At 55.9% G+C, this 19,903-nt stretch carries 16 protein-coding genes, 3 pseudogenes and 1 other annotated feature; of the genes and pseudogenes, 6 read left to right on the top strand and 13 right to left on the bottom strand.

Translation table 11 applies throughout. The features are described 5' to 3' along the window. Positions 1 to 385 precede the first annotated feature (385 nt). Positions 386 to 1,009, bottom strand: coding sequence for a RolB family protein (locus tag EKM04_RS00880; protein WP_173994932.1), 624 nt, complete (start codon positions 1,007 to 1,009; stop codon positions 386 to 388). A 386-nt stretch (positions 1,010 to 1,395) separates the two neighbouring features. Between EKM04_RS00880 and EKM04_RS00875 the strand changes: the two genes are divergently transcribed. Beyond that, positions 1,396 to 2,391, top strand: a complete 996-nt coding sequence (locus EKM04_RS00875) for a hypothetical protein (RefSeq protein ID WP_173994934.1) — start codon at positions 1,396 to 1,398, stop codon at positions 2,389 to 2,391. A gap of 1,745 nt (positions 2,392 to 4,136) precedes the next feature. Here EKM04_RS00875 and EKM04_RS00865 read toward each other — a convergent pair. After that, positions 4,137 to 4,430: pseudogene (locus tag EKM04_RS00865) on the bottom strand (integrase core domain-containing protein); the annotation flags it as partial. A gap of 68 nt (positions 4,431 to 4,498) precedes the next feature. Here EKM04_RS00865 and tnpA point away from each other — a divergent pair. From tnpA to EKM04_RS00850, 3 genes are read left to right on the top strand one after another with little or no spacing between them, the layout of a single operon-like run. Next, positions 4,499 to 4,909 (top strand): IS66-like element accessory protein TnpA, encoded by a 411-nt coding sequence (gene tnpA / locus EKM04_RS00860; RefSeq protein ID WP_173993448.1) that lies wholly within the window; start codon positions 4,499 to 4,501, stop codon positions 4,907 to 4,909. Next, positions 4,906 to 5,253, top strand: coding sequence for an IS66 family insertion sequence element accessory protein TnpB (tnpB, locus tag EKM04_RS00855; RefSeq protein WP_034495582.1), 348 nt, complete (start codon positions 4,906 to 4,908; stop codon positions 5,251 to 5,253). Before tnpA ends, tnpB begins: the two co-directional genes overlap by 4 nt. Positions 5,254 to 5,298: 45 nt before the next feature. Then, the gene (locus tag EKM04_RS00850; protein ID WP_173993446.1) at positions 5,299 to 6,954 is read left to right on the top strand and encodes an IS66-like element IS66 family transposase; all 1,656 of its coding nucleotides are present in this window, start codon (positions 5,299 to 5,301) and stop codon (positions 6,952 to 6,954) included. A 16-nt stretch (positions 6,955 to 6,970) separates the two neighbouring features. Here the strand turns inward: EKM04_RS00850 and EKM04_RS00845 are convergent. Further along, positions 6,971 to 7,932 (bottom strand): annotated as a pseudogene (locus EKM04_RS00845) (IS3 family transposase); the annotation flags it as partial. Continuing rightward, positions 7,535 to 7,651 (bottom strand) — a sequence feature (AL1L pseudoknot). It overlaps the preceding pseudogene by 117 nt. A gap of 51 nt (positions 7,933 to 7,983) precedes the next feature. After that, positions 7,984 to 8,199, bottom strand: a pseudogene (locus EKM04_RS00840) (DDE-type integrase/transposase/recombinase); the annotation flags it as partial. Here EKM04_RS00840 and EKM04_RS00835 point away from each other — a divergent pair. Further along, positions 8,110 to 8,304 (top strand): hypothetical protein, encoded by a 195-nt coding sequence (locus EKM04_RS00835; protein ID WP_174156216.1) that lies wholly within the window; start codon positions 8,110 to 8,112, stop codon positions 8,302 to 8,304. The pseudogene EKM04_RS00840 and the gene EKM04_RS00835 overlap by 90 nt on opposite strands. Before the next feature lie 22 nt (positions 8,305 to 8,326). Here EKM04_RS00835 and EKM04_RS00830 read toward each other — a convergent pair whose 3' ends face one another. The 8 genes from EKM04_RS00830 to EKM04_RS00795 all read right to left on the bottom strand — a co-directional run bounded on the left by EKM04_RS00830 (position 8,327) and on the right by EKM04_RS00795 (position 16,594). Then, positions 8,327 to 8,716, bottom strand: a complete 390-nt coding sequence (locus EKM04_RS00830) for an amidase family protein (protein ID WP_233279014.1) — start codon at positions 8,714 to 8,716, stop codon at positions 8,327 to 8,329. A gap of 184 nt (positions 8,717 to 8,900) precedes the next feature. Next, positions 8,901 to 10,040: an NAD(P)/FAD-dependent oxidoreductase gene (locus tag EKM04_RS00825; RefSeq protein ID WP_173994865.1), complete on the bottom strand. Its 1,140-nt coding sequence runs from the start codon at positions 10,038 to 10,040 to the stop codon at positions 8,901 to 8,903. Beyond that, the gene (locus tag EKM04_RS00820; RefSeq protein WP_173994866.1) at positions 10,037 to 11,437 is read right to left on the bottom strand and encodes an NAD(P)/FAD-dependent oxidoreductase; all 1,401 of its coding nucleotides are present in this window, start codon (positions 11,435 to 11,437) and stop codon (positions 10,037 to 10,039) included. The genes EKM04_RS00825 and EKM04_RS00820 overlap by 4 nt, the downstream gene beginning before the upstream one ends. Next, a complete protein-coding gene (locus EKM04_RS00815) occupies positions 11,434 to 11,727 on the bottom strand; it encodes a (2Fe-2S)-binding protein (protein ID WP_080830660.1) in 294 nt (97 codons plus the stop codon). Before EKM04_RS00815 ends, EKM04_RS00820 begins: the two co-directional genes overlap by 4 nt. Further along, positions 11,727 to 12,830 (bottom strand): NAD/NADP octopine/nopaline dehydrogenase family protein, encoded by a 1,104-nt coding sequence (locus EKM04_RS00810; RefSeq protein ID WP_173994867.1) that lies wholly within the window; start codon positions 12,828 to 12,830, stop codon positions 11,727 to 11,729. Before EKM04_RS00810 ends, EKM04_RS00815 begins: the two co-directional genes overlap by 1 nt. A 103-nt stretch (positions 12,831 to 12,933) precedes the next feature. Further along, positions 12,934 to 14,781, bottom strand: a complete 1,848-nt coding sequence (locus tag EKM04_RS00805) for an ABC transporter ATP-binding protein (RefSeq protein ID WP_080830658.1) — start codon at positions 14,779 to 14,781, stop codon at positions 12,934 to 12,936. Further along, positions 14,778 to 15,656: an ABC transporter permease gene (locus EKM04_RS00800; protein WP_173994869.1), complete on the bottom strand. Its 879-nt coding sequence runs from the start codon at positions 15,654 to 15,656 to the stop codon at positions 14,778 to 14,780. Before EKM04_RS00800 ends, EKM04_RS00805 begins: the two co-directional genes overlap by 4 nt. After that, positions 15,653 to 16,594 (bottom strand): ABC transporter permease, encoded by a 942-nt coding sequence (locus EKM04_RS00795; protein ID WP_173994870.1) that lies wholly within the window; start codon positions 16,592 to 16,594, stop codon positions 15,653 to 15,655. The genes EKM04_RS00800 and EKM04_RS00795 overlap by 4 nt, the downstream gene beginning before the upstream one ends. Before the next feature lie 436 nt (positions 16,595 to 17,030). Here EKM04_RS00795 and EKM04_RS00790 point away from each other — a divergent pair, with 436 nt between their 5' ends. After that, positions 17,031 to 17,933 (top strand): LysR substrate-binding domain-containing protein, encoded by a 903-nt coding sequence (locus tag EKM04_RS00790; RefSeq protein WP_173994872.1) that lies wholly within the window; start codon positions 17,031 to 17,033, stop codon positions 17,931 to 17,933. A 74-nt stretch (positions 17,934 to 18,007) separates the two neighbouring features. Here EKM04_RS00790 and EKM04_RS00785 read toward each other — a convergent pair whose 3' ends face one another. Beyond that, on the bottom strand, positions 18,008 to 19,567 hold the full coding sequence (locus EKM04_RS00785) for an ABC transporter substrate-binding protein (RefSeq protein WP_173994873.1): 1,560 nt from the start codon (positions 19,565 to 19,567) through the stop codon (positions 18,008 to 18,010). Positions 19,568 to 19,903 lie beyond the last annotated feature (336 nt).

Genomic DNA, 19,903 nt, shown 5'->3' with positions numbered 1-19,903 from the left:
GAACTTTGTTGAATTAAGTATTAATGGATAAGACAATTGTGTTCGCTTGTAATTTTTGCCATGCTCATCCTGGCTGATAAATATTATATTTAATTCGTCTTCTTGTGTGATCGCGATGATAGTAAAAAGATTTACAAAATTATTTATAAACAGGTTTTAGCGGCATTGAGTAAAAATGTAATCTCGTATAGATTGTTACGAGGCTAGCTTCGAACACTTTTAGAAACACCCGTGATGGGTAGTGATGCTTGCCGAAAAAAAGCTGCTTTTAGAAGAGGATAACTTTTCGTTACTAGATGACATTGGAAACATGCAAAATAACAAAGAGCCAAGACACACTCAATCACATAGATTAGCCGACTTTATTAGGTGTCGTCGACGGGAATTATGCCGAAAGATCGCATGACCCTAAAGCAATGATCGGATAATTGATAAGGTTTCCGATCTGACACTCTCTTGGTTCCGCTTCACCAGCCTCGCCTTCATCGTCCACCTCATCGTCGCCAGCTCCTCCTTCCTCGATGTAATTTCCGCCCCGGGCATAGAAACCGTAGCTTTCATTGTTGATCACGTCGGTCGCAAACCGAACGAAGCAGTTGCTTAGCATGATCGCTAAAAAGAACTGATTTGTATGTCGGCCTTGATAGTAATTGACGAGGCCACCTCGATCGCACCGCTGCCGCAAAACTTGATTTAACCTGCGTGAATCCATCAACCATGGCGGTATTGTAGTTGCCACTGTTCCGAAGTTGGAGGAGTTGGACGGTAGGAGCCGACCCAAAGCGCATTGGCGTGCAATTTGTTCACGAAGGTAGACATAAACCATCTCTTGGCCAGAGAGGATGTACTCATCATCAAACTCACCAGGGCTAATCGCGGAAGGCTGGAAGTAGAGAATTCCGGGCAGTAAAGATCCGAAATCCCTTCTCGCCTGTTCCAAGCGGATCTCGACCTCGCCGGCGCTCAGGATGAGCGACAAATCTCGAACCTGCCAATTAGCTACCGTCATCTTAACAGAGCTGTATTTTTTGGATTTATTACAAAATACCTGCCGCTGGTAAATGTGAGCCGTTAGTTCTAATACTGACTAAGGAAGCCCTCTGACGTCATTGGTGACGGTTTGATGCCGTGTGAAAACACGAAAGATTGATAGCATGAATAGCGCGTTTGAATTTTCAGCTGCTGAGCCCCGACATGTTGTCGCAAAAATCGCCCTAGGCCCCCCAAACGATTTGTCGTTACTTCAAAATTCAAAAGGTACCGCTGAAATTATTCATTCAATGCGATGATTGCGTTTTCACAGTCCCTTTCAGCGTAATTGGTGGGGTGAGTATACAGCGAGCCCCGCATATAAGGCGGAAGGACCTGAGAAGGCTCATATCAGAAGAAATGGCAATGGAAATCAATGAGCTTCATTGGTCTGAGCAAAAATTGAAGGAACTCGGCGTGGCCATTACGCCAACTCTCGTACAAGATTCTCTTCAAGACTACTGGGAGAGCCAGTTCGATAAGAGACAGGTGAAGAAGTATCTTCAGTTTGATTCAATTCCTAACGGATGGCGAGAAGGCGTCCTGATAGGGTGCTTCAAAGACTATTCTGGTGTCAAGAATATCCACTTCTCTCCCTCTAATGAACAGAAAAATCTTCCTCTGAGGCACATCGACATTCTTCTCCGGCGTAAATCCACCGGCGAGCGACTACTGTCGCTAGAGGGAAAAGCTATATCCTTCGGCCGTACCGCGTGGTTTGCCCCCGCCTGTGTCGATTTGTTGCTAAAAGCCAAAGATAAAATTGAGGTCTTCCTGTTTGGAGCTGGAGAGCTTGGCCGTGAGATAGTCAGGGCCTTGAATGAAAATATTTCTTCTAGAATCAAAAAAATTTGGATATTAAGCAGAGGGACTTCGAACGAGCGCCTTGTCCGAGAGTTGGCGGACACTGTAAAAATTCCTCTTGCCGCCGTTTGGGAAACGTCCGCTCTTTCCGGAGCGGACCTTGTAATTATTGCTACCAGTTCACCACCTGCTTTTAATCCAGGAGATCTTGCACCGAAAGCTGTGACGCTCTCCCTTAGCATGGACGATGTTCCTCAGCGATATCTCGAATCTCTAATCGAGGCTAAAGCACCAATAATCTGCGACGACATGCTTGCTATGGAGGAGCGAAACGTGAACGCTCTAGCACTGCTTTTCTCAAGAAAAGGCCAGAAGTTGAGCGAAGTTGGACCAAGCGTCGGTGTGAAGCACTACTCCGCAATACGGGCGGACAAGTCTCTTTTTGATGCTATATCCGCTCGCGGGGGACCGGCGCACTTCACCACTGTGGGACTTGCTAGTATGGATATTGCCGTCGCCGCTCACATCTATGAAAAGATGATCGCCCTGCCCAACTAAGTGGCTTACCCAATGCACGGATGTTTCTATGTTTAAAATATCTAATATTGTTTCAATAAGTGCCGTGTGTATTGTATCTTTTCTATATTTCTGTCATCTTTAATAAAATTTTGCATGTTATTATATTAGGAAGTGGGGGCGATTCGCAATCGCGCAACTTTCAGATAAAGCATTATGTCGGATTATTCTGAATCAATATAATGTACTGAAAATAATAAACTCAAAAATGATAATAATATCATTTAAAAACTTAAAAACGCTTAAACTCATACTATATTGATAGCATCGCGTAAACCACAAGCTTCGATCGCTCAGGGAATTCGCTCGTCCCTCAATCGCGAGATCTCAAGAGGGTATGGTATGATGGCTTTGCATGTCGAAATCGTGTAGAAGCATCGCACAAGGGATTGTTCCTAGAACTCGCGATACTCATGTTGCGTATTGGAGGACGTTGACTGCTTTGGCTCGCCAGAGACCCACTTGTCGGGTGCTTGGTAGATGGAGAGGTTGTTTGTGATCGTCGGTGGGCCAACCTGACGGGCTGTCTTTGTTTCGCAAGGTGCACTAATCTTTTCGTGCGTCAACGACCCACTCACTGTAACGGTCCCATAATATCCGAACACGGTCTCCCACTTAACAAGTGTGCGAGGTAATGTGCCCATCATGACTAGTCACAAATCCAAAGATAGAAGTCCTGCGCGCAAACCAAAGATGCTAGTGGCAGTGACGTTCGCAAACAAAATTGCTCGTGTCGCTTGGGCGTTGATAGCTCGCGGCGGGGTGTATGAATCTCCAGCTACCGTCTGACTGCGGCGGCTGGAATGTCGGCATGCGGGTGATCTAAGCGGAGGTTTATGGGGCGAAAGTTGAGAGTGACGGGATCGGAAACCCAGTTAAAAACCACGTGCCCCGAGCACGCCTGTCCGATATGGGCCGAATCCCCGCACGAACCGTAATGGCCAGCATCTAAAGCGATGCACTTCAGCAGGCCGGACACACGACGGAACTCATCCGCATGCTCATGACCGAAGAAAAAATCACTTGCATTCCGAGAGGTGTTCACGCACGGTGTTTATGGGGCAACTCCACTCACGCACACGTTGTATGCACAACTATAACCTCCAAACCTGGCCGCGGGTATGTGTGCCGACACACGGTATCGCCGACCACTTGGATCATAAATCCCCGACCAAATTATTAATCAGCGACAGCAAACGAAACACGATTCTAAGGATGGTTTAGCGCGGTTCTTGGTTCGATGATAGCGCTTCGCCTGCGCTGACCGCTACGTCCATTACCTTTGTAAGCGCATAAGCATCGCATTGATTGCTTGGGTAGAGCGTCTTTGGATTCGCACCTATACATTTTAAGAGACCAACTTAATCAACAAATTAATGTTTGGCAGGATATATTGGGATGTCAAATTTGTACGTCTCTCACGAGATAATACTATTTGATTGTTGATTTGTTTGTAACTTGTGTTGAGTGCACCTAAACTGCACCCCAATTCGACCGGACGGTATGCATAAGGGCATAAGCAGAGAGGCACAGGCGTGGGTATCGGTGGCATCCGCAGTCTCGGAGCGCGAGGTGCGGGGTTCGCCGTATAGGCGCGGGAAGATCCTGATGTCCATCTGTACTGACAGGCGGCCCGATCTACCCATGAACTGCCAACTGGTTGTTTGACGAGAGCTACTGCAGCGGTATGAACCGCACCGGGTCTGCCGGAGGCCGTTTCGTTTAAGTTATGCGGCCATGGCTGGTTCGTCCAGCATGGCGTAATACCGGTCCTCGGCTTCGGCTGGCGGTATATTCCCGATAGGCTCGAGAAGCCTTCGATGATTGAACCAATCGACCCATTCCAAGGTGGCGAATTCCACCGCCTCGAAGCTGCGCCATGGTCCACGCCGATGAATGACTTCGGCCTTGTAGAGTCCGTTGATCGTCTCAGCGAGGGCGTTGTCGTAACTGTCGCCGACGCTTCCGACAGACGGCTCGATGCCAGCTTCTGCCAATCGCTCGGAATACCGTAAGCCCACGGTGAAGGCCGTCTTGCGATGACGGCCTTCTGACTGCCAGTCCTAGTGGTAACACTAGGAGTAGTCATATGACGAAGCATGCAATTGAGGTGATCACGTCCGTAGAGCGCCGTCGGCGCTGGTCACGAGAAGACAAAGAGCGCCTGGTCGCTGCCTGCTTTGAGCCAGACGCGGTCATCTCCGAGATTGCCCGCGCGGCTGGTATCCATGTCAGCCAGTTGTTTCGTTGGCGCAAAGAGCTGTGCCGGCTCGACGAGCCGCAGACCGAGACGGGAACCGTGTTCGTGCCGGTGATCGTGTCCGAGGCCATTTCATCAGTCTCTCCCATTCAGCCGGGAGCGCCGACCACACCCCATCCTCGTCGGAAGCGCAGCGATGTGACAATCGAGCTTGGACGGGGTCGGCGCGTGCGCGTGGATAGCGACATCGATACCGAGGCGCTCGGCCGCATACTCGACTGTGTGCTGGGGCTGCGATGATCCCGGTTCCTGTTGGCGTGAAGGTCTGGCTGGCCACGGGCTATACGGACATGCGCAAGGGCTTCCCCGGTCTGTCTTTGATGGTGCAGGAGGCGCTGAAGCGTGACCCGATGTGTGGACACCTGTTCGTATTCCGCGGCCGCGGCGGTGGCCTGATCAAGGTGATCTGGCATGACGGCCAAGGCGCTTGCCTGTTCACGAAGAAGCTGGAGCGTGGCCGCTTCATCTGGCCATCTGCGGCCGATGGCACGGTGGTGATCACACCTGCGCAGCTCGGTTATCTGCTGGAAGGTATCGACTGGCGGATGCCGCAAAAGACCTGGCGGCCGACGTCGGCCGGATGAGCAAAAACACTGGAATGATGGGGTCAAATATGATTCCATCCTGTCATGAGCGACGCGACCGAAGAGCTTCCGGACGACCTTGCCAGTGCCCTCGCATTGCTGGCCCAGGAACGCGCTCGACGTGTTGCAGCCGAAGCAGAAGCGGCAACCGCCAAGGCAGAAGCCGCCAGTGCAAAGGCACTCGTATCGCATTCCGAAGCGCTGATCGCTCGGCTGAAGCTGGAGATCGACAAGGTTCGCCGTGAACTCTACGGCAGCCGGTCCGAGCGTAAGGCGCGGCTCCTGGAGCAGATGGAACTGCAACTCGAGGAATTGGAAGCGGACGCCGGTGAAGATGAACTGGCCGCGGAGATCGCAGCCAAAGCTTCAACCGTCAAAGCCTTCGAGCGCAGGCGTCCGTCACGCAAGCCCTTTCCCGAACATCTGCCACGCGAGCGCATCGTCATCGCCGCTCCCGCCAATTGCGCCTGCTGCGGATCGGCCAAATTGTCGAAGCTTGGCGAGGACATCACCGAGACCCTGGAGGTCATCCCGCGCCAGTGGAAGGTCATCCAGACGGTACGGGAGAAGTTTACCTGTCGCGAGTGCGAGAAGATCACGCAGCCACCAGCACCCTTCCATGTAACGCCACGCGGCTTTGCCGGGCCAAACCTGCTGGCGATGATCCTGTTCGAGAAGTTTGCCCAGCACCAGCCGCTCAATCGTCAAAGCGAACGCTATGCTCGCGAGGGCGTCGACCTTAGTTTATCGACGCTTGCAGATCAGGTCGGAGCTTGCGCCGCGACGTTGAAGCCACTTCATTCTCTGATCGAAGCGCATGTCCTTGCCGCCGAACGTCTGCACGGCGACGACACGACCGTGCCAATCCTGGCCAAGGGAAAGACAGATACGGGCCGCATTTGGACCTATGTCCGGGATGATCGGCCGTTCGGAGGCCTCTCACCGCCGGCAGCCCTTTACTATGCCTCGCGCGATCGACGGCAGGAGCATCCGGAACGCCACCTGAAGACCTTCACCGGTATTCTGCAGGCGGACGCCTATGGCGGCTACAATCCGCTGTTCAAGGGCGATCGCGATCCAAATCCGCTAAGACAGGCGTTTTGTTGGGCACACGCGCGTCGCAAGTTCTTCGTGCTCGCAGACATTAATGCGAACGCCAAGCGTGGAAAGAACGCCGCGCCGATCTCGCCTATGGCGCTCGAAGCCGTCAAACGGATCGACGGCCTGTTCGATATCGAGCGGGAGATCAACGGGCTTACGGCCGATCAACGCCTGGAACGTCGCCGCAAGGAAAGCCTGCCGCTCGTCGACAGTCTGCAGGCCTGGCTTCAAACCGAGCGTGCAAAACTGTCGCGCAGTTCTCCGGTCGCCGAGGCGATCGATTACATGCTCAAGCGTTGGGATGGCTTCACGTCATTCCTGGAGGATGGCCGGATTTGCCTCACGAACAACGCCGCGGAGCGAGCCCTGCGAGGCTTCGCACTCGGTAGGAAGTCCTGGCTCTTCGCCGGATCAGACCGCGGCGCGGATCGTGCAGCCTTCATGGCCACGTTGATCATGACGGCAAAGCTCAACGACATCGATCCGCAGGCGTGGCTGGCCGACGTTCTTGCCCGCATCGCCGACACGCCGATTATCAGGCTGGAGCAGTTGCTTCCGTGGAATTGGATGCCGCCGACCGTCAACGCTCAAGCTGCCTGACCTGTGGTCTTTACCGGAGGCTTACGGAATACCGAATGGACACGTATTGAACGCCGCGATCCGAGTGATGCACGAGGCCGCTGCCATGAGCGGGACGCCGATCATGAAGTGCCTGCTCCAGCGCATCGAGGACGAAGCTCGCATGTGCTGTCCGGCTTGCCCGCCAGCCGACGATGCGACGAGCGAAGACGTCGATGACAAAGGCCACGTAGACGAAACCCTGCCAGGTGGCGACATATGTGAAATCTGAAACCCACAGCCTGTTTGGTGCTGGGGCTTTGAACTGGCGGTTCACCCGGTCAAGCGGGCTCGGAGCCGTCTTGTCCGAGAACGTCGTGCGGATCGGCTTTCCCCGAATGATGCCCTGCAGGCTCATTGACCTCATAAGCCTGGCGACACTGCAGCGGGCGACGTCAAAGCCTTCACGCTTCAATTGCCGCCAGACCTTGCGAACGCCATAGACGCGGAAGTTCTGTTCGAAGAGACGCCGTATCTCGATCTTCAGGCCGATATCGCTGCGGGCGCGGATCGACAGGCGATCCACGTCCAGACGTTTGGCGACATTCTCGTAGTAGGTTGACGGGGCGATCGGCAGCAGTCTGCAGATCGGCTCGACCCCGAACACACCACGGTGTTCGTCGATGAACGAAATCATCGCTTGAAGGGGCGGTCGAGCTCCGCCATGGCGAAATAGGCCGAAGCTTTGCGCAAAATCTCGTTGGCCTGACGAAGCTCACGGTTCTCCCGCTCGAGAGCCTTCATCTTCTCGGCGACATCGCTCGGCAGGCCTGCTCTTTTGCCACTATCGACCTCGGTCTTCTTGACCCATTCGTGCAGCGTGGCTGGCGAGCAGCCAATCTTGGCGGCGATAGATGAAACGGCAGCCCAGCGGGATGGATGCTCGGCTTCGTGGTCCAGCACCATACGGATGGCACGGGTGCGGACTTCAGGTGAAAACTTGTTCGTTGTCTTGCTCATGGTGGCTCCACTTTCTCAGAAATTGGAGCCTCCGGCAAACCCGGCGCGGTTCACCTCGGCCTTGTAGAGACCGTTGATCGTTTCGGCGAGGGCATTGTCATAACTGTCGCCGACACTTCCGACAGACGGCTCGATGCTAGCTTCTGCCAGCCGCTCGGAATACCGGATGGACACGTATTGAACGCCCCTGTCCGAATGGTGCACAAGCCCGCCGCCCTGAACCGGACGCCGATCATGAAGTGCCTGTTCAAGGGCATCGAGGACAACCCGGTGCGGTTCAGTATGACGCTTTGGCCAGCCGTGTGGGAGCTCGCTTCGCTTAACAGGCAGACCATCAACTTTGCGGCTGAAATAACGGTTCGGTCCTCATAGTGGCGTCCAATAACGGAGATGCCTACAGGCATTCCATAACTGCCTTGCCAACGATCAAGGCACCCGCACCGCGGAGTATATCGACACATGCTGAATCCGTGCCTCGAGAAACACCCTTGTATCTAGGCGTGCCGCATCCCGTCGGCATGCCTTTCGTCGCGATGATGTCTTTAACCGCGATGGTGACACCCTTCAGCGGACCGCCACGTGTCCCCGCGTCCAGCTCTGCTGCCTGCTGCCGAAGAAGGTACGGTTCAAAGAACTCCATCGCTTGAGGCTCAGGCTCTCCAGCCATGATTGCTGCAATTGTTGCCTCGGCGATATCGGAAGCGGTGCGAGTGCCCGACTCTACATACTTCGCGATACTCGTCGCCGTCATGTCGTCGGGCATGGTGTCTCGTTCGTGGAACATCTTGGCTTTCAAATTAGAGAAAGTGCCCCCGAAGACGCGAATGGATCGGGGGCGGATTTGTTAAGTCAGCCGATATAGGCGCTGTCGAGTGCCATGCCGACCTGGTGCAACATCTGCGCTTTACCATTTGAGGACACTCCGATGCGGCAAGAATGTATGCCATGAGCGAGCCGTGAAGTGCGCCTTAGTGCGCCACGTGCCGCACCTCTTTTCTTATCAGGCGCTTAGCTGAAAAAGGTTCGATGACTCTGTTCGTTCCGCCATGCACAATCAGATCGGTCATAATAGCTCCCAGGACAGGAACAAGCTGAAAGCCGTGGCCGGAATATCCGAAGGAGTGGAAAACGCCGCTGGCATTGGGCGACGGGCCTATGATGGGCAGGTGATCCGCTGTCATGGCTTCCATGCCAGCCCATGTCCGCACGATACGCAATTGCCCCACGATGGGAAACAGATCTGTCGCGGCACGGGCACCCTTTGAGAGCTCTTTGAAGTTGACGAAGCTTCGCTGGGCGTCGAGATCCGCTCTTCCCTGAAGCCCCCCACCGATGACAAGCGTCCCCTGGTCCGACTGCTTGAAGGAAAGCGGGCGGCCCACAACGCTGACGACCGGCTTCAACAGAGGCGCAATGCGTTCCGTGACGATCATCATCGAGGCTTTGTGGCCGATCTGAATGTCATCGCCGACCATGGCGGCGATTTTAACCGCCCAGGCTCCGGCGGCGTTGACGACGGTTGGCGCGATGAATTCCATCGTCTCCGTCCTGACGCGCCAGTCGGCGCCCGCGTGCTCGATCGCGATGACACCCGCGCCTTCGTAAATTGTGACGCCGGCGGCTTCTGTCGCCTGGCGGAAAGCCTTGAGCGTACGGTGGGGATCTGCGGCACCATCGTTTCGAGCGATCAGTGCGCCCATGCAATGTGGCGAGATGGAAGGAACAAGGCGCAGAAGCTCCGCGCGGTCGATCAGTTCCTCATGGTCGTAACCCGCCGATCGAATCTTGGCGAGACGCTTCTCCAGAACGGTGAGATGCTCGGGCTTTTCCGCGATGCTCATCTGCCCGTAAGCATGGAAACCGCAACTGTCGCCGACAATGCGCTCAATGTTATGCCACATGTCCATGGCCTCGAGCGAGATCGGGATCTCCGCGAGATCGCGGTTCAATGTTCTGACGCCCGCAGCCGTCGCCCCGGAAGAATGACGGCCGACCCAAGAACGCTCCAGGATCGCAACCGTTTTGCCAGCTCGTGCCAGGTTCATCGCAGCAGAAAGACCGTGCAATCCCCCGCCGATGACAATCGTGTCCAATGCATTCCCGCTCATGACGATCTTTCCTGACTGTCGAGGGCTGCAAGTTCGCTCAACGTGACTGGCTTCAATGGCGGACGCACACGATAGAGGCCAACATCCGGGGCGGCCCGACCTTCCGCATCCGCAAGAACACGCGCAATGGTGTACCCGCATTGACGGCCCTGACAGGGACCCATCCCGGCACGGGTGAAGGCTTTGATCTGATTAGGACCCGGCCGACCCGATGTAAGTTGGGCGCGCACGGATGCGACACTTACTTCCTCGCACCGACAAGCGATCGTATGGTCGGGTGGAACGAATATCGATGGGCGGGGGCGATACAGCTTGTCCAGGAACGGGCGGGTTGCAAGGGCCTGCCTAAGGCGTTTGCGTGTCGGTTCCGCCTGAAGGGTGGCTTCTAGCTGTGACACTCGTCCGGACTTGAATACAATTTGCAGACCCGTCAGCACGCCGCGCAGGCATGCCGCCTTTGCTCCGCCGATCCCGGCCCCATCTCCGGCGACAAAGATATTCGCCTCGGACGTTTCGCCCCAACTGTCGAGCTCGGGCGCGAAGCTGTCCTGATCGGCGTTCCAGACGTGTCGGCAGCCCAAAGCGAGGGTCGGATGGATTGTCGGGACAATGCCTTCATGAACGAGTAAAAGCTTCGCGTCGACAGTGGCGGACTGGCCGCTCGCCGTCACGTAGCGAAGGCGCTCAAGGCTTTCCTTGCCCGTCGCTTCGATCTCGGCCACGTGCTGGATATACTGAACTCGCCGTTTGATCGACTGGAGCCAGCCGACTCCCTTGAGGATATCCATTGGCGCACTTTTCAACGCGGAAAAGAGATCGGGCAGCGCGCTGCTGATCTGGCCTGCACGAGACGTGTCGAGGAAACCCGCAATCCGACCGCCCGCTTTAAGAAGCTGAGCTGCATAAAGGAGTGAGAGAGGGCCACTCCCTGCTATCCAGACCGGCTCAGATGGGATTTGATCTGACGTCTTCAGCACGATCTGGGCAGCGCCGATTGTCATCACACCCGGCAACGTCCAGCCCGGAAATGGTGCCGGCCTTTCCTGCGCACCCGTTGCCAGAAGGAGGTAGTTCGCCTCGATAGAGCTTGCGGCACCATCGCGCGTGACATAGGCCCGCGGGCCGGCTTCGACCTGCCATACCTGCGTGCCTGGTTCGTAACGAGCGCTGCTGGCGCGGAATTGCCGGACGAGATCAAGCCCTTCCGCGTAGGCCTTGCCGAGGATGTCCATCCGCGGTGTACCCGAAACCGCTTCGATATTACGCCAGATCTGGCCGCCCGGGGTAGGCTGTTCGTCGACAACCAGCACATCCAGTCCGTAGCGCCTCGCCACGACCGCTGCCGACATACCTGCAGGCCCGGCGCCGACAATGAGCAGATCAACCTGACGGCTCATAATGCAATCCTCCGCCGTCCGAGTTGCCGCTCAATCCTCATTCCATCGCGAACCGAGACAAGACAGGTTTGGACAGATGCACCGTCTACCACGGCAAGGCACTCGAAGCAGACTCCCATCATGCAGTAAGGTGCGCGCTTGGTTTCGGAAACTGGGGTCGTGCGTGACCAGACAGGATCCTGACGCAAAAGAACTGCGGCGACACTTTCATTGGCCTCGGCTGCGACTGCCTCACCATCGATGTAGACCGTGATGGCTCCCTGGGGCACTTTATTGAGTTTCTTGAACATTAGCTAACCTGCGCAACCGATCTGAGCTCGTGGGCATTAAGAGGAAACCCGGTGACAACTCGCTCAAGAAGATTTTCGCGCATCAGCGGTCCGAGCTCTTCGAGGATATCGTTGCCACGACCGAAATCTCGGTCATAACAAGCGCTGATGATGTTCACGCCGCTCCTGTGAAGGGGCGCGGTTATGCCGGCGAGCTCGGCAAGCAAGAGCGTCGGCATCAGGCCGAAGGGTACATCTTCAAGGATGTACCGTGTATCAAGGCTCTTCGGGCCCATCGGGTCGTTTCCGCGAGCAATGACGGCAACCGCCAATTCCCAGACACGATCACCCTCGACTTTGTGGGTTAGCCTGTAGTGATCGAACACGGTGCGGACATCCTTCCCGAACGCGGAGGCGATCGCTACGCGCTCACGGTCGAGCGCCTCGATTAGGTTCCCAACCGCCGATGTGAGGTTCGTATTCTGGCCCCAGGACTCGCCACGCTCGATCCTCGTCAGATTGCATAGAGCAACGGCGAGGTGGTTCTGCGGATTCAGATTGCTTAATGCGATCGTGAGAATGTCATCTTTGAGGTTGAACCGGTCACCGAAGACGTTCGCGCATATCGCCAGTCCCGCGTCTGCGAAACGAGTTGGAACCGTTGCCATATCGACTTTGTCCCGGATGGTCCCGATGTTGAATGTGTTGGGGCCGCGTTGCTTGCTGGTCAGCACCGTCGTACTCCAGGCCACGATCGGGATTTCGATGCCACGTTCGGAAAGACGCTTTGAGAGAAACAATGCGGCAAGGGACAGGTGGCTACTGATGATGACCGTGTGGTTCTTGCGGATGAACGGTATGAGTGCTTGGAGCACGGATCGGTGGCCGTAGGCCGGCAACGCCAATACTATGACATCGTTTGAAGCCAGCTCTTCGGCTGAACGGCAGATCGCTGGACTGAACTCGCCTTCGATCATACCGGTGATCGTTAGGGCGGCTCCTTTGGCGAGGTCCACCGTTCCGGCCCCCGTGGGAGACCAGACGCTTGCTGAGTGACCTTGCTTATCCAGAAAGGCCACGTAGCCCATCGCGATTGCTCCGGCACCTGCAATTCCTACGCGCATATCTCACTATCCTTGCCACTATATGTAGCCGTTATGTATTTCCAATCATTTGAAACAGATCGAAGGTCGCGGAGGTTTGACCGCGATCATCGCAATTCCCGGTTTACTCGACTTGCACGACATGTCCGGGAGAAACCTCGACATACTTCCGCTGCGGAGGCACGTAGTCGATCGAACGAACAGGGCTCTTGATTTCGTCCATCTGACTGTTTCTCTTGATCCGGCGCCTTGCCGGATCCGGCACAGGCACCGCGGACATGAGCTTCCTGGTATAAGCGTGCTGAGGGTTGTCGAACACAGCTGCTCGCGGCCCGATTTCAACGATTTCGCCGAGATACATGACAGCGACGCGGTGACTGACTCGTTCGACGACTGCCATGTCGTGCGAGATGAACAGGAATGCCAGGTTCAGACTTTGCTGCAAGTCGAGGAGAAGGTTACAGACCTGCGCCTTAATCGAGACGTCGAGCGCTGAAACGGCTTCGTCGGCGACAATCACCTTCGGGTCGAGCATAAGGGCGCGCGCGATCGCCACACGTTGCCTTTGCCCGCCTGAGAACTCGTGTGGATAGCGCTTCATCATTTCGGCCGAGAGACCGACCTTCTCCAGAAGGGCGGCGGTTTTGTCGCGTGCCTGCGCCTTGCTTCCGAGACCATGTTGGATGAACGGCTCCATAACTGCATCGCCGATATTCATGCGCGGGTTGAGCGATGCGTAAGGATCCTGAAAAATCACCTGAATCGACTGACGAACCTTGCGCAGTGTTCGTTGGTCAAGCTTCAGCATATCATGACCATCGACAGTAATGCTTCCGCTTGTCGGATCGGTAAGACGGGTGATCGAGCGTCCCGTCGTCGACTTCCCGCATCCAGATTCCCCGACCAACGACAAGGTCTCTCCCTCGTAGAGGTTGAACGATACCTTTTCGACGGCATGCACTGCACCGGTCGTTCGGCCGAATATTCCTGAACGAATTCCGAACCGAGTGATGAGGTTCTTCACCTCAACAATTGGCGCCCTGTCCTTCGCCACCGTATCCCAGACGTCCGCGAGAGGTTTTAATTCGCCGCTTTCCGGGTCGACGATGGGAAAACGCAGAGGCAGGTGGCTTTTTCCCATTGCCCCAAGCCTGGGCACCGCGGCAAGCAGGGCACGGGTGTAGGGATGCTTGCCGCGATGGAAGATTTCTTCGGTCGGACCGGTTTCCACCTGGTCGCCACGATACATCACGATCGTCCGATCAGCGATCTCCGCAACCACTCCCATGTCATGGGTGATGAAAAGTACCGACATTCCCTCCTCATCCTGAAGCTCCTTAATCAGGTCGAGGATCTGCCCCTGAATTGTTACATCGAGCGCTGTCGTCGGTTCGTCTGCGATCAGCAGCTTGGGCCGCGATGCAAGCGCCATGGCGATCATAACGCGCTGACGCATGCCGCCGGAGAACTGATGGGGATATTCGTCGAAGCGTCCCTTCGCGTTCGGAACGCGCACTTTGTCTAGGAGGCCAAGAACCTTCCGCTTCGCTTCCTCAGCGGAGATGTTCTGATGAACGGTCAGGGCTTCGGCAATTTGCTTTCCAACCGGCAAGATTGGGTTGAGCGAGGTCATCGGTTCCTGGAAAATCATTGAGATCTCGTTGCCGCGTACCTGTCGCATCTCTTCTTCCGAAAGAGAAAGAAGCTCCCTGCCGGCAAGGATTACACGGCCTTCGATTCTGCTCGAGGCTTCCGTCAGCAGGCGCATGATCGACAGCGAGGTGACGGACTTGCCCGATCCAGACTCGCCGACGATGGCGACGGTCTCCTTGGGGGCGATATCAAACGAGATATCGCGCACCACCGGGTTCCATCCATCTCCAGCGCGAAAGGAGGTGGTGAGATTTCTGACCGACAGGACGGGCGCGGCAGAAGAGCCTGCATGATTGATTTGATCGGCGATCTGGTTCATCGCTCATTCCTCGTTTTCGGATCGATCGCATCGCGCAAGGCATCACCCAGCAAATTCAGCGCGAGGACCGTGAGAAGGATTGCAAGGGAGGGGAAGACAACGAGCCACCAGGCGCTGAGGATGTTTTCGAATCCCTCGCGGATCATTGCGCCCCAGGTTGCCGTGGGGGGAGCGACACCGAGACCGATAAAGGCAAGAGACGCCTCGGTACGAATAGCGGATGCCATCCAGAGCGATGCCACGACGACAATGTCGGACAGGATGTTCGGAAGGATGTGGACGCCCATGATTCTGATCGGCGTGAAGCCGAGGGACTTGCTAGCGTCGATGAAATCGCGTCGCTTGACGGCAATTGTGGGTCCGCGTGCGACGCGGGCAAAGGGAGCCGTCTCGGTGATCGCAATTGCAATAATAAGATTCTCAAAGCTGGCGCCGAGCATTGCCGCGACCATGAGCCCAAGGAGCAGTGTCGGGAACGACAGCATGACGTCCACAAGGCCCATGACGATCTGATCGAAGAGACCGCCGATATAACCCGCGAGAATTCCGAGCGCCGAACCGACGACCATCGCAATCATCACGGAAAGGAAGCCAATCGCGAGTGAGATACGGGCCCCATAGAGCAGGCGCGACGCCACGTCGCGACCGAAACTGTCGGTTCCCAGCCAAAACTGCGCGGATGGTGCGCTCAGGCGGTGAACGATGTTTTGCTTCAGTGGATCGTAAGGTGCGATCATCGGAGCAAAAACGGCAGCCAGCACGATCAGGAGAAGCAGTCCGATGCCAACCCAGGAGAGGCGGTTGCGACGGAGTGCGGTAAGCACCGGATTTGGCGCCTTCTCAGGCTTTGCGGATTGCAAGATGATATCGGTCATTTCGCGTAACTCACTCTTGGGTCGACAGCGGCGTAGATTACGTCGGTCAAGATGTTGACGAGGACCACGAAGGTTGCAAACACGACCATCAGGCCCTGCAGCATGGTGTAGTCGCGTGACTGAAGTGCTCCGAGAATGAGCTTGCCCAGACCAGGTCGGGTGAAGACGATTTCGACAAGAACCGAGTTTCCGATCATCGTCCCGAAGTTCAGCCCGACCACCGTCACGATCGGGATAAGAGCGTTGCCAAGGGCGTGCCGGATGATGATGCTCTTGGTCTTGACGCCTTTGGCGCGCGCGGTGCGGATATAGTCCTCACCCAAAACGTCAAGCATTGAGGAGCGGGTGACGCGGGCGATATAGGCGGTCATGATCAGGCCGAGATTGAGAGCCGGCAAAGCCAGGCTTCGCAGATGATCAATCGGATTGGCCGTAGGCCGGCTCATCACCGGGAACCAATGCAGCCAGACAGCAAATGCGAGGAGCATCAGAATTGCCGAGACGAACCCGGGAAACGAGAGGCCGACGAGTGAAAGAAGACGGCTTGCATAGTCCGGCCATTTGTTGCGGCGAATAGCTGCGACAATGCCAAGGGGGATACCGAATGCCACACCGATGATCATCGCGGCGGCGGTGAGTTCGAGAGTATAAGGTAAGACAACAGCGACTTCGGACAGTACCGTACGGCCGCTGACGGCGGAGAGCCCGAAATTACCGGTCACCATGTCACCCATGAAGCGGAGGTATTGAACGGGTAACGGCTGGTCGAGGCCGAGCTGCGCGCGCAGTGCGGCGAGCGCTTCGGCACTGGCGCGATCCCCAAGCATTGCGACGGCGGCATCACCGGGCACCAGCCGAACGAGGATGAAAACCACCGTCAGCATTGCGAGCAAAGTCGGTATGGCCAAAAGGAGTCTTCGGATTACATAGGTTGTCATATGGTAGCCCTTTCAGCATCGATGCAGCTCACCAACTCTTCGTCAAGGTTTTTGGAAATTGGACCCGCGTCGATCGAAGAATCGCGACGCTTGGTCGACGAGGGGAACAATCGGAGATCTAGCCCGGAAAGACGCGGTATAGGGCACGCGAAGGCTGGGCTTGGCCTCGTCCGACCGATACGTCTGAAATTCAGCGAATGAGATGACATATTGGCGACGGCCAACACGCGCCACCCAGAGTCCCAGGTGCGTGGGCGGCCAATGGTCGGGTGATGACATCGCGATATTATTGCGACCTCACCGACGCCTGTTTCAGGCGGGAAAAGTTCGATAGACACGGCGGTAGTTCCCCATATTATTATTGTAACTTCAAACCCGCAGGGGTAGAAAGTCAAAGTCGAAAAATTTGGCTTCATATTCGCGTGGGTTATAGTTCATGAGAAATCCGAGCCTTCGGCAACTCGAAGGTTTAATAGCGGTTGTTGAAACCGGGACTGTGAGCCGTGCATCGGAGGTCCTGCGGATTTCCCAGCCCGCGGCCAGCAAGCTGATCCAGGACCTGGAGTTGGACAGTGGTTTGAAGCTGTTCGAGAGAGAGAGCGGGCGGCTTGTCCCGACGGGTCGTGGAATGCGGCTCTACGAGGAAATCAAGCGCATCTTTGGTGGTGTCAATCAGGTCGCCCGCGCCGTTGAAGCGATGCGGAGAGAGGAATCTGGCCATCTCGTGATCGGCGTGATGCCGAGCCTGTCGGGTCCTTTTCTCGGTCGGGTCGTCGCGGGTTTTAGATCCCGCTATCCGGACGTATTCGTGGAAATCGAGACGCAAGCGTCTCAGTTTCTGACGGAATCGGTTCTTCTGGGACGTATTGATCTCGCGCTGGTCAAGAGTGGACTGGAGCATCCGACGATCATTGTTGAACCCATAGACAGCCCGCCCATGGCGGCAGTTTTGCCGTTAGGCCACCACTTGCTGGAAAAGTCTGAGCTCAGCCCGGTGGAACTTGCCTCAGAGCCCTTCGTCGCGTTCGGCGACTCAAGCCGAACGCGCATAAAAGTCGATGCGGCATTCGAGGCGCACGGCTTGAAGCCAAAAATTACCATGGAAGCAGCGACAGCGCCGAATGTCGCGGAATTCATTGCTGCTGGGCTGGGCGTTACGGTGTCGGATCCGATTTCGATGGAATGCGTCAAGGGACGCGTTGCATTGCGTCCGTTTCTCCCAAGCATTGATGCCGAGTACAGGCTTTATCGCCCGGCACGAGCCCGGCACACGGATCTGGTGCTGGAATTTTCTCGAGAGGTGCATCTGGCCGCAGCCAACACCACACTTGCCATCTAGAGCAAGACCCCGGCCAGCAACTCTCCAAGAGGAGGAAACGTAGGCCGGGGCAAGGTGGGGAGGATTGAGACGGGCTACTGCTTGAACGTCGTGTTTTCCGTGATCGGCGGCGCCAGATTCAACGCGCCTTCGAGTTCGTACCCATAGTCAAGCTCGTTCTTACGAACCCAGACCTGCATCAGGTTGAAAAGCGGGATTCCGCAGACCTGATCATAGATCTTGTGCTGCGCGTCCGACCAAGCCTTCAAACGTTCAGGATCGGTTGCAGCCTTGCGGCCTGCTTCGATCTCCGAATCGGCGGCATCGCAATGCGAGAAATTGGTGACTGCCGTCGGCTTTCCGATCGAGGCATTGGAATGGTAGAACTGGCTGAGATAGCTGTCGGCAACGGGATAACGCGCGGCACCATAGAAGACGACGTCGCTGAGATCCTTGCGGCTCTGTTCCTGATAGGTTGCGTGATCGACCACCTGCATGTCCATATTAATGCCGACCTCCGACAACTGGCCCTGCACGACCTGCATGATCGGCTGCTGCGCGGTGGCCGATGAGACGATGGCCTTGATCGTCAAGCCGTTGCCCAAACCGGCTTCCGTGAGAAGCTTCCTGGATAATTCCGGATCGTACTTATAGCTCCAGGTGCAGTCTTCACCAAGAAAACCCGATGGGACGACCGAGCAACCCTTCTGTCCGACGCCCGCCCCGACGAATTCAACGATCTGATCGACGTTCACAGCATGTGCTATTGCCTGACGCACTTTGACGTTATCGAGGGGCTTGTGAGCCTGATTAAGGAACAGCGTGCGATATTCGCCCGGTGCGAAGATATCGACCGTTGAACCATCCCATGCCTTGGCCTGGTCGACCCAGCGCTGCTCGCGCTTGCCGTATATAAGATCGAGCTCACCGGAGCGGAACGCAAGTTCGCGGCTCGCGTCCGAGGGAATGAGATTGTACTGGATGCCGTCCAGTTTCGGCTTGCCGCGGAAATAGTCCGGGAAAGCCTTCAGCGTTACCGATTGCTGCGTGACCGCGTTCTCGAACATGAAAGGCCCGGTTCCGATCGGACGGAGTTTGAAGTCGGCTCCCAGCTTCTCAGCTGCCTTTTTGCTGATGATATTGCCGCCATGGTAGTTTGCGATCAGGCCCAGGAAGCCTGGAACCGGGCTGTTCAAGGTGATCTTCACGGTCAGCGGGTCGATCGCTTCGATCGATTTGACTTCGGTGAAGTCGTTCGAAAAAGATGACGTTTTCGGATTCTTTGCACGCTCCAGGGAGTAGACGACGTCCTCGGACGTCACCGTGCCGTAGTCACCGTGAAACTTGACGCCATTTCTCAGATGGAAAGTCCAGACCAGACCGTCCGGCGTAGTTTCCCACTTTTCGGCAAGATCCGGCTCGATCTTTGTCGGGTCCGCGCTGCCGGGCGGGAAGCGAACAAGGCCGTTGAACATCCATGAGACGACACCGACATCGACGGTGGCGGTGGCCCTGGTCGGATCAAGCGTGGCGACGTTTTCGGCGGCAGCACCGACGCGTAGCGTGGCTGCCTCTGCGGCACACGGAAGTGCAGCTGTCGACAGAAAAATTGCGATTAGCGCGGAAAGGTTCAATTTCCCAGTGTGAGATATCATGTTCGCCTCCTTTGTTATTGTTTCCACTAAATTTCAAAGGCGTATAAGTGTCAAAGTCGCTGATTTGGGCGTGGTATTCGCACGGGTTATATTTACCCTCCACGGTGTGTGCAATTATTCAACCGTGAGCTTTCCAGTTGGCACTGCTGTTGGAGCAAGACTGAGAAAAGCCGGAAGTCGTTGATTTCGAGATGTTTGTCGAGTGTAGGTTCTCCGGTTTTGCGCGCAATTATCATCGTCGGCCTTTCATTGATCTCAAGGAAATCTTGACGCACAGGGCATGGTGCGCTGATCGCCGACGGATCCTCTCTCTCTCTCTCTCTCTCTCTCTCTCTC

Origin of the sequence: Rhizobium skierniewicense Ch11, from assembly GCF_023757665.1 — a bacterium.
GTDB lineage: Bacteria > Pseudomonadota > Alphaproteobacteria > Rhizobiales > Rhizobiaceae > Agrobacterium > Agrobacterium skierniewicense.
The sequence above is the reverse complement of the archived record's forward strand: the minus strand, read 5'-3'. Positions and strand labels throughout refer to the sequence as shown.

What these genes read in the sequence shown, in the direction of transcription:
- EKM04_RS00880 (WP_173994932.1), bottom strand. Translation starts at nt 1,009, where the DNA reads ATGACGGTAGCTAATTGGCAGGTTCGAGATTTGTCGCTCATCCTGAGC.
- EKM04_RS00875 (WP_173994934.1), top strand. Translation starts at nt 1,396, where the DNA reads ATGGAAATCAATGAGCTTCATTGGTCTGAGCAAAAATTGAAGGAACTC.
- tnpA (WP_173993448.1), top strand. Translation starts at nt 4,499, where the DNA reads ATGACGAAGCATGCAATTGAGGTGATCACGTCCGTAGAGCGCCGTCGG.
- tnpB (WP_034495582.1), top strand. Translation starts at nt 4,906, where the DNA reads ATGATCCCGGTTCCTGTTGGCGTGAAGGTCTGGCTGGCCACGGGCTAT.
- EKM04_RS00850 (WP_173993446.1), top strand. Translation starts at nt 5,299, where the DNA reads ATGAGCGACGCGACCGAAGAGCTTCCGGACGACCTTGCCAGTGCCCTC.
- EKM04_RS00830 (WP_233279014.1), bottom strand. Translation starts at nt 8,716, where the DNA reads ATGTTCCACGAACGAGACACCATGCCCGACGACATGACGGCGACGAGT.
- EKM04_RS00825 (WP_173994865.1), bottom strand. Translation starts at nt 10,040, where the DNA reads ATGAGCGGGAATGCATTGGACACGATTGTCATCGGCGGGGGATTGCAC.
- EKM04_RS00820 (WP_173994866.1), bottom strand. Translation starts at nt 11,437, where the DNA reads ATGAGCCGTCAGGTTGATCTGCTCATTGTCGGCGCCGGGCCTGCAGGT.
- EKM04_RS00815 (WP_080830660.1), bottom strand. Translation starts at nt 11,727, where the DNA reads ATGTTCAAGAAACTCAATAAAGTGCCCCAGGGAGCCATCACGGTCTAC.
- EKM04_RS00810 (WP_173994867.1), bottom strand. Translation starts at nt 12,830, where the DNA reads ATGCGCGTAGGAATTGCAGGTGCCGGAGCAATCGCGATGGGCTACGTG.
- EKM04_RS00805 (WP_080830658.1), bottom strand. Translation starts at nt 14,781, where the DNA reads ATGAACCAGATCGCCGATCAAATCAATCATGCAGGCTCTTCTGCCGCG.
- EKM04_RS00800 (WP_173994869.1), bottom strand. Translation starts at nt 15,656, where the DNA reads ATGACCGATATCATCTTGCAATCCGCAAAGCCTGAGAAGGCGCCAAAT.
- EKM04_RS00795 (WP_173994870.1), bottom strand. Translation starts at nt 16,594, where the DNA reads ATGACAACCTATGTAATCCGAAGACTCCTTTTGGCCATACCGACTTTG.
- EKM04_RS00790 (WP_173994872.1), top strand. Translation starts at nt 17,031, where the DNA reads ATGAGAAATCCGAGCCTTCGGCAACTCGAAGGTTTAATAGCGGTTGTT.
- EKM04_RS00785 (WP_173994873.1), bottom strand. Translation starts at nt 19,567, where the DNA reads ATGATATCTCACACTGGGAAATTGAACCTTTCCGCGCTAATCGCAATT.